We start from the raw sequence: 15,313 nt of genomic DNA on the forward strand, positions 1-15,313 counted from the left end.
CCCACATTTGGACCGTGCTTCCCTCTTGCGTCCGCGTTTTGCAGTTCCATCACCCAAATCAATCTTGCTATCCACCCTCCATTTGCGCACTTAGACTCGGCCCTATTCCCACATAGGTAAGCCGCCATGTCCGAGACGCTGCTCAGTTCCCGCAATCTGGCTTTCGAGCTGTACGAAGTCCTCGATGCCGAGGGCCTGACCCAGCGTGAGCGGTTTGCCGAGCACAATCGGGAAACTTTCGACGCGGCCATCAGCACCGCGCGCAGCATCGCAGAAAAGTACTTCGCCCCCCATAACCGCAAGAACGACGAGAACGAACCACGCTTTGAGGACGGCAAGGCCATCCTGATCCCGGAAGTGAAACCCGCCGTCGATGCCTTCCTCGAAGCCGGCTTCCTCAACGCCGCGCGCAGTTTCGAAGCGGGTGGCATGCAGTTGCCCACCCTGCTCTCCCAGGCATGTTTCGCGCATTTCCAATCCGCCAACGCCGCCTCCACGTCCTACCCGTTTCTGACCATGGGCGCCGCCAACCTCATTGAGAGCTTCGGCACCGATGAGCAGAAACAACGCTTCCTGCAACCGATGATCGACGGGCGCTTCTTCGGCACCATGGCCCTGACCGAACCCCATGCCGGTTCGTCCCTGTCGGATATTCGTACCCGCGCAGAACCGGCGGCTGACGGCACCTATCGACTCAAGGGCAATAAGATCTTCATCTCCGGCGGCGACCACCCGCTGTCGGAAAACATCGTGCACATGGTGCTGGCCAAGCTGCCGGACGCGCCGGCAGGGGTGAAGGGCATTTCGCTGTTTATCGTGCCCAAGTTCCTGGTCAACGACGACGGCAGCCTGGGGGAGCGCAACGATGTGGTGCTGGCCGGGCTGTTCCACAAGATGGGCTGGCGCGGCACCACGTCTACGGCACTGAACTTCGGCGATAACGGCAACTGTGTCGGCTATCTGGTGGGCAAGCCGCACCAGGGCTTGAGTTGCATGTTCCAGATGATGAACGAAGCGCGCATCGGCGTGGGCATGGGCGCGGTGATGCTGGGTTACGCCGGCTACCTGTATTCGCTGGAATACGCCCGCGAACGCCCGCAGGGCCGCCTGCCAGACAGCAAAGATCCGACGACGGCACCGGTTTCAATCATTCAGCACGCGGACATAAAACGCATGCTGCTCACACAAAAAGCCTACGTCGAAGGCGCCTTTGACCTCGGCCTGTACGCCGCGCGCCTGTTCGACGACACCACCACCCTGGCCACCGAAGCCGAGTGCAAACAGGCCCACGAACTACTGGACTTGCTCACACCCATCGTCAAATCCTGGCCGTCGGAGTTCTGCCTCAAGGCCAACGAACTGGCGATCCAGATCCTCGGCGGCCACGGCTACACCCGCGAATACCCGGTGGAGCAGTACTACCGCGACAACCGCCTGAACCCGATCCATGAAGGCACCCACGGCATCCAGTCCCTGGACTTGCTGGGGCGCAAGCTGGCGCAAAACGGCGGCGCAGGCTTGAAACAACTCATCAGACTGATCGCCGAGACCGGCGCCCGGGCGCAGGAATACCCGACGCTGACCGCACTACGGGAACCTCTGGAACACCTGGTCAACCGCCTGCAAAGCGTCACCCTCGGCCTGCTCACGGATCTCGCCCAGGGCAAGGTCAACAGCAGCCTGGCGAACTCGGCACTGTACTTGAAGGTGTTTGGGCATACGGTGATTGGCTGGCGCTGGCTGGAACAAGCGATTCGCGCCGAAGAAGGGCTGGCCAAGGGCAATGCGGCCGACGCGGCCTTCTATAAAGGCAAGCTCCAGGCCGCCCGCTACTTCCTGACCTGGGAAGTACCGGGCTGCCATCATGAACTGGCGATTCTGGAGACACGCGATGATACGTGCCTCGCGATGCAGGACGAATGGTTCTAAGGCTGTCCGATCGCCTTAGAAATCACATCGACCGTGGCGCTGACTTGCTCTTGGTAACGGTCGAGTTCCTCTTGGTGCGCCTGCTGCATTTCGATCTGCTCGGCGCACAGGTTCAGCGCCGCCAGCACCAGTAACTTGTCCCCGATCAGCGTCGGGTACTTCTTCTTGGTGGTGGCCAGGGAGGCCTTGAGCATGGTCACGGCGTGCATCAGGGTTTTGTCTTCCCCGGCTGGCGCCTTGATCGAGTAATCCTCTCCGAGAATCGAAACGACCTTTATCCCTTCATTCATGCGCCGACAGGACCTGCGCTCACGCGCTCAACCAGCGCCTGGATACGGGCAGCGGTCGCGCCTTGTTTTTCTTCCTGCTCCATCAGGTTCAATTGCAGGCTGTCGTTCTCATCCTTGGCACGGGCCAGTTCGGCCTTGAGGGATTCGTTGCTGCCCAGCAGATCCTGATTTTGCTGTACCAGGTCGCTGACCAGTTGTTCCAATTGGCTGAGGGATGCTTCTAACATTTTGATTTCTCGGGCATTTTCAAAGGGCGGTGACGATAAAGAAAATTCACCTCGGATGCCAGGGTTATCCCCGGCGCGCAGCCCGATTGTTAAGGGCCGGGCCGCACTTTCGAGCCTTAGTGACTGCAATTCGCCGATCTGGTTCCTGAAGCTCATCGGATGCGACAAAAACGCACGCCCCCCTTTAGACTTTAGTCGTACGACCGATAGAGAAGCATCCCCCCTCTCATGGCCGCACGGATCGCGCTTCTCCCCAGGATTCCAGCATGTCCCTTCGTAATATGAATATCGCGCCGCGCGCCTTTATGGGCTTCGCGTTTATCGGCGCACTCATGTTGTTTCTCGGTGTGTTCGCCCTGAACCAGATGAGCAAGATCCGCGGCGCCGCCGAAGACATCACCCTGTCCAGCGTGCCGAGCATTCGCGCCCTCGACGAGTTCACCCAACTGACCCTGCGCCTGCGCGTGCTGTCATACCGCCTGCTGACCAACCGCGAGCCGGATGTGCAGCAAAAGACCCTGGACACCTTCGAGCTGCGCGACCAGCAGATCCGCGCCGCCCAGAGCATTTATGAAAAGCTGATCGACAGTCGTGAAGAACGCGCCGCCTACGATGAGTATGTGAGCCTGTTGGGCCAGTACCGCCAGATCGAGTCGCGCATGAAGAGCCTGTCCCAGGCCAATCAGGTCGACGCCCTGCGCACGCTGATCAACACCGAGTTGCTGAGTAACTCCGAGCAGGTCAACGCCGTGCTGGCGCGCTTGCTGGATATCAACAACAACATGGCCCTGGTCACCAACCAAGAAGCCAAGGACCAATACGACCTGGCCTTCAAGCTGGTCGTCGGCCTGCTGATCCTCGCAACCGCATTGACCGTGCTGTTCGCCTGGCTGTTGACCCGCAGCATCACCCTGCCGATTTCCCAAGCCCTGGAAGCCGCCGAAGAAGTCGCCGAAGGCAACCTCACGCGCCCGATCAAGGTCGATGGCAACGACGAAGCCGGGCGTCTGCTGGCCGCCATGGCCAAGATGCAGGACAAGCTGCGCGACACCCTGCAACGCATCGCCGGTTCCGCCACCCAGCTGGCCTCGGCTGCCGAAGAGCTGAACGCCGTCACCGACGAAAGCGCCCGTGGCCTGACCCAGCAAAACAACGAGATCGAACAAGCCGCCACTGCCGTCAACGAGATGACCAGCGCCGTGGAAGAAGTCGCACGCAATGCGGTGAGCACGTCTGAAGCCTCGCGCAACGCCACCACCTCTGCCGGTGACGGCCGTGATTTGGTGCAAGAGACCGTCAGCGCCATCGAACGCATGAGCGGCGATGTGCAAGCCACCGCCACGCTGATTGGCGACCTGGCCAATGAGTCGCGGGATATCGGCAAGGTGCTGGACGTGATTCGCGGCCTAGCCGACCAGACCAACTTGCTGGCCCTCAACGCCGCCATCGAAGCCGCCCGCGCCGGTGAAGCCGGGCGTGGTTTTGCCGTGGTCGCCGACGAAGTACGCGCACTGGCCCACCGCACCCAGCAGTCCACCAGCGAGATCGAGCGGATGATCGGCAGCATCCAGGCCGGCACCGAGCACGCCGTGGATTCGATGCGCAACAGCACCGAACGTGCGGAATCGACGCTGAACATCGCCAAAGGCGCGGGGTTGTCGCTGGACACCATCAATACTGCGATTGTCGAGATCAACGAGCGCAACCTGGTGATCGCCAGCGCGGCGGAAGAACAGGCGCAAGTGGCGCGGGAAGTGGACCGTAACCTGGTGAACATCCGCGATCTGTCGGTGCAATCGGCGACGGGTGCCAGCCAGACCAGTGCGGCGAGCAATGAGTTGTCGCGCTTGGCGGTGGATCTGAATGGGATGGTGAGCCGTTTCCGCCTCTAACTGACACACTGATCGTTCCCACGCTCCGCGTGGGAATGCGGCCTGTGACGCTCCGCGTCACGCCCCAGAGCGGACGCAGAGCGTCCAACGAGGCATTCCCACGCAGAGCGTGGGAACGATCTTTTGACAGCGCAGCAATTCAACAGGTTAGAATCGCTGGCACGCAGACTGCATGGTCAGTTTGCGCCCCGTCTTGTTTGCCCATGGAGTACTGCCTTTGAATGCGACGACCATCAACAGCCTGTTCTTGATCGGCGCGTTGCTGGTGAGTGCGAGCATTCTGGTGAGTTCTCTTTCGTCCCGCCTGGGCATCCCGATCCTGGTGATCATCCTGGCCGTGGGCATGGTCGCCGGCGTCGATGGCGGCGGCATCATCTTTGACAACTACCCGACCGCCTACCTGGTGGGCAACCTCGCCCTTGCAGTGATCCTGCTCGACGGCGGTTTGCGCACGCGGGTGGCGAGTTTCCGCGTGGCGCTCTGGCCGGCGTTGTCGCTGGCCACGGTGGGGGTGTTGATTACCACCGGCCTCACCGGCATGGCGGCGGCCTGGCTGTTTGACCTGAATATCATCCAGGGTTTGCTGATCGGCGCCATCGTCGGTTCCACGGACGCCGCGGCGGTGTTCTCGCTACTGGGCGGCAAGGGCCTCAACGAACGGGTGACCGCCACCCTGGAAATCGAATCCGGCAGCAACGACCCGATGGCGGTGTTCCTCACCGTGACCCTGATCGACATGCTCGCCAGCGGCCAGACCGGCCTGCATTGGAGCCTGCTGACTCACCTGGTGCGCGAATTCGGTATCGGCGGCGTCGTCGGCCTGGGCGGCGGCTGGCTGATGCTGCAAATGGTCAACCGCATCAACCTGGCCACCGGCCTGTACCCGATCCTGGTGATCGCCGGCGGCCTGTTCGTGTTCGCCGTGACCAACGCCCTGCACGGCAGCGGCTTCCTCGCCGTGTACCTGTGCGGCCTGGTGATCGGCAACCGCCCGGTGCGCAGCCGTCATGGCATTTTGCATATGCTCGACGGCATGGCCTGGCTGGCGCAGATCGGCATGTTCCTGGTGCTGGGCCTGCTGGTCACGCCCCATGACTTGCTGCCGATTGCCCTGCCGGCCCTGGGCCTGGCGCTGTGGATGATCCTGTTTGCGCGACCACTGTCGGTGATCGTCGGCCTGCTGCCGTTCAAGGCGTTCCATGGCCGGGAAAAAGGCTTTATTGCCTGGGTGGGTTTGCGCGGCGCGGTGCCGATCATTCTCGCGGTGTTCCCGCTGATGGCCGGGCTGCCCCATGCGCAGCTGTACTTCAACCTGGCGTTCTTTATCGTGCTGGTCTCGCTGCTGGTACAAGGCACCAGCCTGCCGTGGGTGGCCAAACTGCTGAAAGTGACCGTCCCGCCGGACCCGGCGCCCATCTCCCGTGCGGCCCTGGAAGTGCACGTCACCAGCGAGTGGGAGCTGTTCGTGTACCGCCTCGGCGCCGAAAAATGGTGCATCGGTGCGGCCCTGCGCGAACTGAAAATGCCCGAAGGCACGCGGATCGCCGCGCTGTTCCGTGGCCAGCAACTGCTCCATCCGTCGGGTAGTACGGTGCTGGAAGTCGGCGACCTGCTCTGCGTGATCGGCCACGAACACAACCTGCCGGCCCTGGGCAAACTGTTCAGCCAGGCGCCGCAACGCGGCCTCGACCTGCGCTTCTTCGGCGACTTCGTACTGGAAGGCGACGCCCAACTGGGCGCGGTCTCCGCCCTGTACGGCCTGAAGCTGGAAGGCATCGACCCGGATATGCCCCTGAGCAACTTCATCACCCAGAAAGTCGGCGGCGCGCCCATCGTCGGCGACCAGGTGGAATGGAACAACACCATCTGGACCGTCGCAGTCATGGACGGGAACAAGATCGGCAAAGTGGGCGTCAGATTCCCCGAAGGAAGTCGCCCGGGCCCCGGACTCTTCCTCTAAACTGCGGGGCGACAACGCCCCGATTCTTCACCTTGCACGACCGGTCTCTATGCCAATCCTGCGCACGTTCCTCGCCACTGCCCTGCTGGGCCTGACCCTTTGTGTCGGCACCGTCCACGCGGCCGACCCGCCCAGCGCCGACGCTATCCAGCAATCCCTGGACAAGCTGCCCGACCGCAAGCTGCCCGACGCCGACATGAAGGCGTTACAGAACATCCTGCAACAGACCCTCACCTACCTGGGCAACAAGCAGGATTACGAGCAGCGCCTGGCGGACCTCAAGCGCCAGCTCGAAGACGCGCCGCGCCAGACCGTCGAAAACCAGCGCGAACTGACCCGGCTCAAGGCCACCAAAGTCGTCCCGGTGGCCCAACGCTATGCCAGCCTGCCCGTGCCGCAGCTGGAGCAATTGCTGGTGCAGCGCACCACCCAGCAAGGCGACCTGCAAAAAGACCTGGCCGACGCCAATAGCCTGACTATCGCCGCCCAGACCCGCCCCGAACGCGCCCAGACCGAAATCAGCAGCAGCCAGACGCGCATCCTGCAGATCAATTCGATCCTCAAGGCCGGCAAGGACAACGGTAAAACCCTCAGCAGCGACCAGCGCAACCAACTGAACGCCGAACTCGCCGCCCTCAATGCGCTGATCCCCCTGCGCCGCCAGGAACTGGCCGGCAACAGCCAGTTGCAAGACCTGGGCAACAGCCAGCACGATCTGGTGGTGGAAAAAACCGCGCGCCTGGAGCAAGAAATTCAGGACCTGCAAACCCTGATCAACCAGAAACGCCTGGCGCAATCGCAGCAAACTGTGACGCAACAGTCCATCGAAGCGCAAAAGGCTGGCGGTAGCAGCATCCTGGCCACCGAAAGCGCGGCCAACCTGAAGCTCTCCGACTACCTGCTCAAAAGCACCGACCGCCTCAACGACCTGACCCAGAAGAACCTGCAAACCAAGCAGCAACTGGACACCGTGACCCAGAGCGACGCCGCCCTGGACGAGCAGATCAACGTGCTCAAGGGCAGCCTGCTGCTGTCGAAGATCCTCTATAAACAGAAACAGGCCCTGCCGCGCCTCACCGTGGACCGCGACCTGGCGGACGACATCGCCAACATTCGCCTGTACCAGTTCGAGGTCAACCAGCAACGGGAGCTGATCAGCTCGCCGAGCACCTATGTGGATAACCTCCTGGCCAACCAGGCGCCGGAAGATGTCACCCCACAACTGCGCCGTACCTTGCTGGAACTGGCGATTACCCGCAGCGACCTGCTGGAGCGCCTGAGCCGCGAACTGAGCGCGCTGCTGAATGAATCGATCACCCTGCAACTCAACCAGAAACAATTGCTGAGCACCGCCACCACGCTGCGCGCGACGCTCGACGAGCAGATGTTCTGGATCCCCAGCAACAAGCCGCTGGACACCGAGTGGCTGGAAACCGTGCCGGCGCACCTGAGCAAGCAGGTCACCACCCTGCCCTGGGCGTCCAGTGTCAGCGAGCTTTACGACGGTTTGACCCAGCGCCCGCTGCTGTTCCTGCCGCTGCTGCTGTTGATTGGCGCGCTGCTGTGGCGGCGTAAAAACCTGTATCAGCGCCTGAACAAAGTCCACCAGGACATCGGCCACTTCAAGCGCGACAGCCAGTGGCACACGCCCCAGGCCATCCTGATCAATATCCTGCTGGCGATGCCGGTGTCCCTGGGCCTGGCGCTGTGCGGCTATGCGCTGCAGATCGACGCCCGTGGGCAGAACGCCAACCTCGGCGCGGCGCTGTTGCAGATCGCCCAGGCATGGATGGTGTTCTACACCGCCTACCGCATCCTTGCGCCGGGCGGCGTGGCCGAGTTGCATTTCCGCTGGGAAAAACCCCAGGTCGAATTCCTCCAGGGCTGGGTGCGCAAGCTCGGCCTGGTGGTGCTGGCGCTGGTGGCCGTGGTGGCCATCGCCGAGCATCAACCGGCAGCGCTGGCCGACGACGTGCTGGGCATCGGCGTGGTGCTGCTGTGCTACGCGCTGATGGCCTGGCTGCTGGGCCGCCTGTTGCTGCACAGCCCAGCCCACGAAAAGGCCTCGCTGTTCCGCAAAGCCGTCGGTGTGCTGTTCACCGCCCTGCCCATCGCGCTGTTTATCGCCGTGTGTTTTGGCTACTACTACACCGCACTCAAGCTCAGCGACCGCTTGATCAACACCCTGTACCTGCTGATGTTCTGGCTGGTGATCGAAGCCACCTTCGTGCGTGGCCTGGGCGTTGCCGCACGGCGTCTGGCCTATGCGCGCGCCCTGGCCAAACGCCAGGCGGCCAAGGAAGCCGGTGACGGCGAAACAGTGATCGAAGAACCGACCCTGGACATCGAGCAGGTCAACGAACAGTCCATGCGCCTGATCCGCCTGGCCTTGCTCGGCGGCTTTATCGCGGCGCTGTACTGGGTGTGGTCGGACCTGATCTCGGTGTTTTCGTATCTGGATAACGTCACGCTGTACGAATACACCAGCGGCACGGGAGCCAATATCAGCATGGTGCCGATCAGCATCGGCGACCTGCTCGGCGCCCTGATCATCATCGGCATCACCTTCGCCCTGGCGCGCAACCTACCGGGCTTGCTGGAAGTGTTGGTGCTCTCCAAACTGGACCTGGCCCAGGGCAGCGCGTACGCGACCACCACGTTGCTGTCCTACGTGATTGCCGGCGTCGGCTTTGTGTCGACGCTGTCCACCCTCGGCGTGAGCTGGGACAAGCTGCAATGGCTGGTGGCGGCGCTGTCGGTGGGGTTGGGTTTCGGCATGCAGGAGATCTTCGCCAACTTTATCTCCGGCATCATGATCCTGTTCGAACGCCCGGTACGGATCGGCGACACCATCACCATCGGCAACCTGTCGGGTACGGTGAGCAAGATCCGCATCCGCGCGACGACGATCACCGATTTTGACCGCAAGGACATTATCGTCCCCAACAAGACGTTCATTACCGGGCAACTGATCAACTGGTCGCTGACCGACACCATCACCCGCGTCACCCTGAAACTGGGCGTGGACTACGGCTCTGACCTGGATCTGGTGAAGGAACTCTTACTCAAGGCCGCCAGGGAAAACCCGCGCGTCCTCAAAGAACCCGAACCCCACGTGTACTTCCTCAACTTCGGCGAAAGCACCCTCGACCACGAACTGCGCATGCACGTGCGCGACCTCGGTGACCGCAACCCGGTGATCGACGAGGTGAACCGCTTTATCAACCGCGAGTTCAAGAACCACCACATCAACATTTCGTTCCGCCAGATGGAGGTCTACCTCAAGAACCTCCACGGCCAGGAATACAAACTGGTGGAAGTCGACAGCCCGGCCAAGCCCGCCAACGACGGCGGCGTCACCGAGCCACCGCCGAGCAAACTCGACTAACCGCGCTATCCCCAGCAGAATGCTCGGACATTCTGCTGGAGATGGCCGGTGAAAGCCCTCGACGAACTGACCTTCGACAACCGCTTCGCACGCTTGGGCGACGCGTTCTCAACCCACGTCCTGCCCGAACCCCTCGACGCCCCCCGACTGGTGGTCGCCAGCAATGCCGCCATGGCTCTGCTCGACCTCGACCCGGCCGTGGCCGAGACGCCGGTATTCGCCGAGCTGTTCGGCGGGCACAAGCTGTGGGCAGAAGCGGAGCCACGGGCGATGGTCTATTCCGGGCATCAGTTCGGCGGCTACACGCCGCAGCTCGGTGATGGTCGCGGGTTGTTGCTGGGCGAGGTGTACAACGCCGCCGGCGAGCACTGGGACCTGCACCTCAAGGGCGCCGGGCAGACGCCATACTCGCGCATGGGCGATGGGCGCGCGGTGCTGCGCTCTTCAATCCGTGAGTTCCTCGCGTCCGAGGCTCTGCACGCGCTGGGCATCCCGAGCAGCCGTGCCCTGTGCGTGATCGGCTCCGACACCCCGGTGTGGCGTGAGAAACAGGAACGCGGCGCGATGGTGTTGCGCATGGCGCCGAGCCATATCCGCTTCGGGCATTTCGAATATTTCTACTACACCAAAAAACCCGAGCAGCAGGCGCTGTTGGCTGAGCACGTGCTCAATCTCCACTACCCTGAATGTCGCGAGCAGCCTGAGCCGTACCTGGCGATGTTCCGCGAAATCGTCGAGCGTAACGCCGAGCTGATCGCCAAATGGCAGGCTTACGGCTTCTGCCACGGGGTGATGAACACCGACAATATGTCGATCCTGGGCATCACCTTCGACTTCGGGCCGTTTGCATTCCTGGATGATTTTGACGCGCACTTCATCTGCAACCATTCCGATCATGAAGGACGCTATTCCTTCAGCAACCAGGTGCCAATCGGGCAGTGGAACCTCAGCGCACTGGCGCAAGCGTTGACGCCGTTTATCAGCGTGGATGCGTTGAAGGAAGCGCTTGGCCTATACCTGCCGCTGTATCAGGCCAATTACCTGGACTTGATGCGCCGCCGATTGGGGCTTACCACCGCCGAAGACGATGACCAGAAGCTGGTGGAGCGCCTGCTGAAGCTGATGCAGAACAGCGGCGTGGATTACACCTTGTTCTTCCGCCGCCTAGGGGATGAATCAGCAGCACTGGCCGTGGCGAAGCTGCGTGATGATTTTGTCGACATGGCCGGGTTTGATACCTGGGCCGACCTGTACAAGGCCCGCGTAGAACGGGATGGCGATTACAGCCAGGAACAGCGCCGCGAGCGGATGCACGCGGTGAACCCACTGTACATCCTGCGCAACTACCTGGCGCAGAACGCCATCACCGCCGCCGAGTCTGGGGATTACAGTGAAGTGCGGCGGCTGCATGAAGTACTGAGCAAGCCGTTTGAGGAACAACCGGGGATGGAGCAGTACGCGCAGCGGCCGCCGGATTGGGGTAAGCATTTGGAGATTAGTTGTTCGTCGTAACCTTTCAATTACTGTAGGAGCCCTCATGTCCGACCCTCTCGTCATCCCCTGCCCTCACTGCAACGGCCTCAACCGCATCCCCGGCGAACGCCTGGGTGACGCGCCCAAATGCGGGCGCTGCAAGCAGCCGGTCTTACTGAGCAAGCCTTTCGAACTGAAGCAAGGCGACTACGCCAGCCAGATCAAGGGCGACCTGCCGTTGCTGGTGGATGTATGGGCCGACTGGTGTGGGCCCTGCAAATCGTTCGCCCCGGTGTTTGAGCAGGCGGCTGGGCAGTTGGAGGGCAAGTGCCGGCTGGCCAAGCTGGACAGTGAAGCCAATCAGCAGCTGTCGGCGCAGTTGGGGATTCGTTCGATTCCCAGCTTGATCCTGTTCAAGAACGGCCGCGAAGTGGCGCGCCAGAGCGGGGCGTTTCCGTTGCCGCAGTTGATGGCCTGGTTACGCAGCCAGGGCGTTTAACTCGGTCAAATGTGGGAGCTGGCTTGCCTGCGATGGCTGTAGTGAATTCAACACTGCCATCGCAGGCAAGCCAGCTCCCACATTGATCGCATTGCAGGTTTAGGGCAGTGGGGCTTCGCGGTCCATCATCTGGCCGACCAGCAGTACACCTAGCTCGCTTAATTGGTGGATCGCCAGGGCCACGTCGCGGTGTTCGCCGGTGAGGTCGTTGGACAGGTTGAGCAGCAGGGTGCGCACGGAGGAGAAGGTTTCGTAGCTGTTGAGGACGAGGGTTTCGGTGGGCAGATTGGGGGTTATGGTGAATAACATGCTTTTCGTTCTCTGATAGGGCCACCACCTATTCGCTACTAAACGAGGGCGGCAGCTGTACGCAGGTTAGTAGACCGGGAACGAAAGCAAAACCGGCGCACCCGAAGGTGCCCTGCGCACAGCTACCATAAGATTTTGGAGCCTTGCACATGCTGTCGTTTGATTGGGCTACTAAACCCGACCACTGAGAATTCAGCGGCCCGAGAACCTTAAGAGACACCCCTCCAGACGCACAAGCCGGCGGATTCTGGCGTACGCGTAGGCAACGATACAAGGCTTAACCCCTATTGCCAGACCTGTCCTACAGCATCAGTAGGACATATCCAAATCCCGTTCTGGAATGCAATAAAAAATGTGGGAGCTGGCTTGCCTGCGATGACAGTGTTGAATTCACTACAGCTATCGCAGCGGTGCGACGATTCGACAAGCCAGCTCCCACAGGGGAATGGTGTGGCATTCGAGATCAGGCGCTTTCCAGCAAGTTATGCAACTCCACAAACTGCTGGGTCAGCTTGTGCCGTGGGTCCAGGTGGATCAGCGGCTTGCTCTCCTGGTGCGACTCGCGCATGCGCACGGAGCTGGCCAGGTACACCGGCAGCACCGGCAAACCCTCTGCAATCAACTCGTCGAGCATCTGCTGCGGCAGCGTCGCGCGGGCCTGGAACTGGTTGACCACGATGCCTTCCACTTCAAGCCCTTCGTTGTGGTCTTCCTTCAACTCTTCAATCTCAGCCAGCAAGCCGTACAGCGCCTGGCGCGAGAAGCTGTCGCAATCGAAGGGGATCAGCACGCGATCAGCGGCAATCAACGCCGAAACCGCGTAAAAGTTCAACGCCGGCGGGGTGTCCAGGTAAATCCGGTCGTAATCTTCGCTCAACTCGTCCAACAGCTTTCGCAGCTTGTTGATCTTGTGCTTGGCCTCAAGCTTGGGCTGCAAGTCCGCCAGCTCGGCGGTGGCGGTGACCACGTGCAGGTTGTCGAAGGGCGTTTCGTAGATATCCACCTTGTTCTTCTTCGAAAACGGCCCGGAAGACAGGGTTTGCTTGAAAAAATCCGCGATCCCCATGGGGATGTCGTTGCCCGTCAGCCCGGTGAGGTACTGGGTTGAGTTGGCTTGTGCATCGAGGTCCACCAACAGGGTTCGATAGCCTTCGCTGGCGCTGACCGCCGCCAGGTTGCAGGCAATGCTGGACTTGCCAACGCCGCCTTTCTGATTGAACACCACACGCCGCATGGAAAAACCTCCGTGTATCAATGAATGCCCGAGTGTAGAGGGCAAAAGCGCCTGTTAGCTACCTTGTTCATCCATGCACTTACAGCATCACAGGCGATTGAAGCGCTGACTGTCATCTGCCGCCGACAAATTAAACAGAACGATCTGACAATCCAATCTGAACCCGGGTAGCCGACAATCTGTAAATCTTTACCAGTCATTTGTAATCAACCTTGAACAATTCATTACCAAAGTTTGCTAGAAGCCCGCAGCACCGGGATAATGCGCGCCATTCGGCCATTGTTCCCTGTCCCGGTATTCGGGGCCAACGGCCGCACATGGAAGCCCGCAGGGGCGGGATAACCTCTCAGTGATCAATTTCAACATCGCCCAATGGCGCGCCTGGGCTCCAGGGCTCGACAGCGCGCAAGACTGGCTGGCCTGGAGCAAGGCCCCAGTGGTGCTTCCCGCCAGCGACGCCTGCCCCGACGTGTCATTTCTGCCAGCCATGCAGCGCCGCCGCCTGAGCCGCCTGGCACGCATGGCGTTCAGTGTCGGCTGGCCATTGGCCGACGGCCTGCAGGATTTGCCGCTGGTGTTCATCTCCCGGCATGGCGAAACCCCGCGCACCCTCGACATTCTCAGCGACCTGGCCAACGACCAGCCCCTGTCGCCGACCCAGTTCAGCCTGTCGGTGCATAACGCGGTGATTGGCCTGTGGTCAATCCTGCGCAATGAAACCAGCGAAATGACCGCCCTCGCCGCCGCCGGCGATGGCCTGGAGCACGGCCTGCTGGAAGCCGCCGCGCTGCTCAACGAAGGCGCCCCGGCCGTGTTGCTGGTGATCACCGAAGAACAGCCGCCCGAGGCCTACGCCAGTTGGATCACAGATGTGCCGTTCCCCTACGCCCTCGGCCTGCTGCTGACGCCGGGCGACGAGTGGCAGCTGGAACTGCACACCGCCACGGTCCAACCCACTCAAGCCCAGTGGCCCCACGCCCTGAACCTGCTGCGCACCCTGCTCACCGAGCAGGGCGCCTGCCAACATGCCTGGAAGAACCGCGTATGGAACTGGCAACGCAAGTAACCACCGACAAGCCACGGCAGGCCTACTACTGGCGCCTGTTCGCCACGGCCATCAGCTTCCTGGTGTTTGGCATCGGCGGCCTGGGCCTGCGTGTGCTGGTGTTCCCGCTGCTCAGTTGCCTGCCGGGGGATGCCAAGCAGCATCAGCGGCGTGCGCGCCACACCATCAGTTGCCTGTTCTGGTTTTTCATTCGCCTGATGTACCGCCTGGGCATCCTCACCTACAGCGTCGAAGGCGCGGAAAAGCTCGGTCGCCCGGGGCAGATGATCGTGGCCAACCACCCGTCGCTGATCGACGTGGTGTTCCTCATCGGCCTGATGCGCCAGACCAACTGCGTGGTCAAGCAGAGCCTGTTCCAGAACCCGTTCATGCGTGGCCCGGTGCGCGACGCCGGCTATATCAGCAATGACGGCAGCGCCGACATGCTCGACGCCGCCGCCGACGCCCTGCGCGACGGACAGACCCTGATCATCTTCCCCGAGGGCACCCGCACCACACCCGGCGCTGCGCCCGCCTTTCATCGCGGGGGCGCCGCCATTGCACTGCGCGGTGCGACAATCGTCACCCCGGTGGTGATCAAGGTCAGCCCCACCACACTGACCAAGGCCGAGCCCTGGTATCGCATCCCCAAACGTCGCTTTCACTTCAGTTTGCGCGTGGGTGCCGATATAGAACCACAGGCGTTCGCCACACTGGGGCCCGCGCCCCAGGCTTCACGCAAGCTCAACGATTACCTGCATGACTATTTTATTAAGGAGCTCGCCGAAGATGAGCGACAGCAACAGCCTTGAGTACGACATAAAGACCCTGATCATCGAGGCCCTGGGCCTTGAGGACATCAGCGTCGACGATATCGGTAGCGACCAAACCCTGTTCGGCGAAGGCCTGGGCCTGGATTCGGTAGACGCCCTGGAACTGGGCCTGGCGATCCAGAAAAAGTACGGCATCAAGATCGATGCCGACGCCAAGGACACCCGCAATCACTTCACCAACGTGGCCAGCCTTGCGGCGTTCGTCACGGCCCGACAGGCAGCTTGAGACCGTAC

13 protein-coding genes are annotated in these 15,313 nt (G+C 61.6%); 9 read left to right on the top strand and 4 right to left on the bottom strand.

The window, feature by feature from the left end; all coding sequences use genetic code 11:
• Positions 1 to 126: 126 nt before the first annotated feature.
• The gene (locus J1G37_RS08950; RefSeq protein ID WP_207041219.1) at positions 127 to 1,929 is read left to right on the top strand and encodes an acyl-CoA dehydrogenase; all 1,803 of its coding nucleotides are present in this window, start codon (positions 127 to 129) and stop codon (positions 1,927 to 1,929) included.
• Here J1G37_RS08950 and J1G37_RS08955 read toward each other — a convergent pair.
• Positions 1,926 to 2,219, bottom strand: a complete 294-nt coding sequence (locus J1G37_RS08955) for a cell division protein ZapA (protein ID WP_124525485.1) — start codon at positions 2,217 to 2,219, stop codon at positions 1,926 to 1,928. The two genes, J1G37_RS08950 and J1G37_RS08955, sit on opposite strands and share 4 nt — an antisense overlap.
• A complete protein-coding gene (locus tag J1G37_RS08960; protein WP_207041221.1) occupies positions 2,216 to 2,446 on the bottom strand; it encodes a hypothetical protein in 231 nt (76 codons plus the stop codon). The genes J1G37_RS08955 and J1G37_RS08960 overlap by 4 nt, the downstream gene beginning before the upstream one ends.
• Before the next feature lie 266 nt (positions 2,447 to 2,712).
• Here J1G37_RS08960 and J1G37_RS08965 point away from each other — a divergent pair, with 266 nt between their 5' ends.
• The 5 genes from J1G37_RS08965 (at position 2,713) to trxC (ending at position 11,658) form a co-directional block, all read left to right on the top strand.
• Complete coding sequence (locus J1G37_RS08965) at positions 2,713 to 4,338, top strand: methyl-accepting chemotaxis protein (RefSeq protein ID WP_207041223.1); 1,626 nt, start codon at positions 2,713 to 2,715, stop codon at positions 4,336 to 4,338.
• Between the two features lie 217 nt (positions 4,339 to 4,555).
• Positions 4,556 to 6,298: a potassium/proton antiporter gene (locus tag J1G37_RS08970; RefSeq protein ID WP_207041225.1), complete on the top strand. Its 1,743-nt coding sequence runs from the start codon at positions 4,556 to 4,558 to the stop codon at positions 6,296 to 6,298.
• Positions 6,299 to 6,347: 49 nt separating this feature from the next.
• Positions 6,348 to 9,686: a mechanosensitive channel MscK gene (mscK, locus tag J1G37_RS08975; RefSeq protein ID WP_207041227.1), complete on the top strand. Its 3,339-nt coding sequence runs from the start codon at positions 6,348 to 6,350 to the stop codon at positions 9,684 to 9,686.
• Positions 9,687 to 9,734: 48 nt separating this feature from the next.
• The gene (selO, locus tag J1G37_RS08980; RefSeq protein ID WP_017734884.1) at positions 9,735 to 11,198 is read left to right on the top strand and encodes a protein adenylyltransferase SelO; all 1,464 of its coding nucleotides are present in this window, start codon (positions 9,735 to 9,737) and stop codon (positions 11,196 to 11,198) included.
• A 25-nt stretch (positions 11,199 to 11,223) separates the two neighbouring features.
• Complete coding sequence (gene trxC / locus J1G37_RS08985) at positions 11,224 to 11,658, top strand: thioredoxin TrxC (protein ID WP_207041229.1); 435 nt, start codon at positions 11,224 to 11,226, stop codon at positions 11,656 to 11,658.
• A 99-nt stretch (positions 11,659 to 11,757) separates the two neighbouring features.
• Here trxC and J1G37_RS08990 read toward each other — a convergent pair whose 3' ends face one another.
• Positions 11,758 to 11,967, bottom strand: coding sequence for a DUF6124 family protein (locus tag J1G37_RS08990; protein ID WP_124525478.1), 210 nt, complete (start codon positions 11,965 to 11,967; stop codon positions 11,758 to 11,760).
• Between the two features lie 463 nt (positions 11,968 to 12,430).
• Positions 12,431 to 13,201, bottom strand: coding sequence for a ParA family protein (locus tag J1G37_RS08995; RefSeq protein ID WP_207041231.1), 771 nt, complete (start codon positions 13,199 to 13,201; stop codon positions 12,431 to 12,433).
• Between the two features lie 349 nt (positions 13,202 to 13,550).
• On the opposite strand from J1G37_RS08995, the gene J1G37_RS09000 reads away from it, so the two are divergent.
• The 3 genes from J1G37_RS09000 to J1G37_RS09010 are packed head-to-tail and all read left to right on the top strand — an operon-like array spanning position 13,551 to position 15,305.
• A complete protein-coding gene (locus J1G37_RS09000; RefSeq protein WP_207041233.1) occupies positions 13,551 to 14,267 on the top strand; it encodes a beta-ketoacyl synthase chain length factor in 717 nt (238 codons plus the stop codon).
• Positions 14,246 to 15,058, top strand: coding sequence for a lysophospholipid acyltransferase family protein (locus tag J1G37_RS09005; RefSeq protein ID WP_207041235.1), 813 nt, complete (start codon positions 14,246 to 14,248; stop codon positions 15,056 to 15,058). Before J1G37_RS09000 ends, J1G37_RS09005 begins: the two co-directional genes overlap by 22 nt.
• Positions 15,036 to 15,305, top strand: a complete 270-nt coding sequence (locus J1G37_RS09010; protein WP_017738895.1) for a phosphopantetheine-binding protein — start codon at positions 15,036 to 15,038, stop codon at positions 15,303 to 15,305. The genes J1G37_RS09005 and J1G37_RS09010 overlap by 23 nt, the downstream gene beginning before the upstream one ends.
• The last annotated feature ends 8 nt before the right edge of the window (positions 15,306 to 15,313 follow it).

Source organism: Pseudomonas sp. Marseille-Q1929 (assembly GCF_017316265.1).
Classification (GTDB): Bacteria; Pseudomonadota; Gammaproteobacteria; order Pseudomonadales; family Pseudomonadaceae; genus Aquipseudomonas.

Coding starts and splice junctions, on each gene's coding strand:
- J1G37_RS08990 (WP_124525478.1), bottom strand. CDS start 11,967: ATGTTATTCACCATAACCCCCAATCTGCCCACCGAAACCCTCGTCCTC.
- J1G37_RS08955 (WP_124525485.1), bottom strand. CDS start 2,219: ATGAATGAAGGGATAAAGGTCGTTTCGATTCTCGGAGAGGATTACTCG.
- J1G37_RS08965 (WP_207041223.1), top strand. CDS start 2,713: ATGTCCCTTCGTAATATGAATATCGCGCCGCGCGCCTTTATGGGCTTC.
- J1G37_RS08950 (WP_207041219.1), top strand. CDS start 127: ATGTCCGAGACGCTGCTCAGTTCCCGCAATCTGGCTTTCGAGCTGTAC.
- J1G37_RS09005 (WP_207041235.1), top strand. CDS start 14,246: ATGGAACTGGCAACGCAAGTAACCACCGACAAGCCACGGCAGGCCTAC.
- J1G37_RS08960 (WP_207041221.1), bottom strand. CDS start 2,446: ATGTTAGAAGCATCCCTCAGCCAATTGGAACAACTGGTCAGCGACCTG.
- mscK (WP_207041227.1), top strand. CDS start 6,348: ATGCCAATCCTGCGCACGTTCCTCGCCACTGCCCTGCTGGGCCTGACC.
- J1G37_RS08995 (WP_207041231.1), bottom strand. CDS start 13,201: ATGCGGCGTGTGGTGTTCAATCAGAAAGGCGGCGTTGGCAAGTCCAGC.
- trxC (WP_207041229.1), top strand. CDS start 11,224: ATGTCCGACCCTCTCGTCATCCCCTGCCCTCACTGCAACGGCCTCAAC.
- J1G37_RS09010 (WP_017738895.1), top strand. CDS start 15,036: ATGAGCGACAGCAACAGCCTTGAGTACGACATAAAGACCCTGATCATC.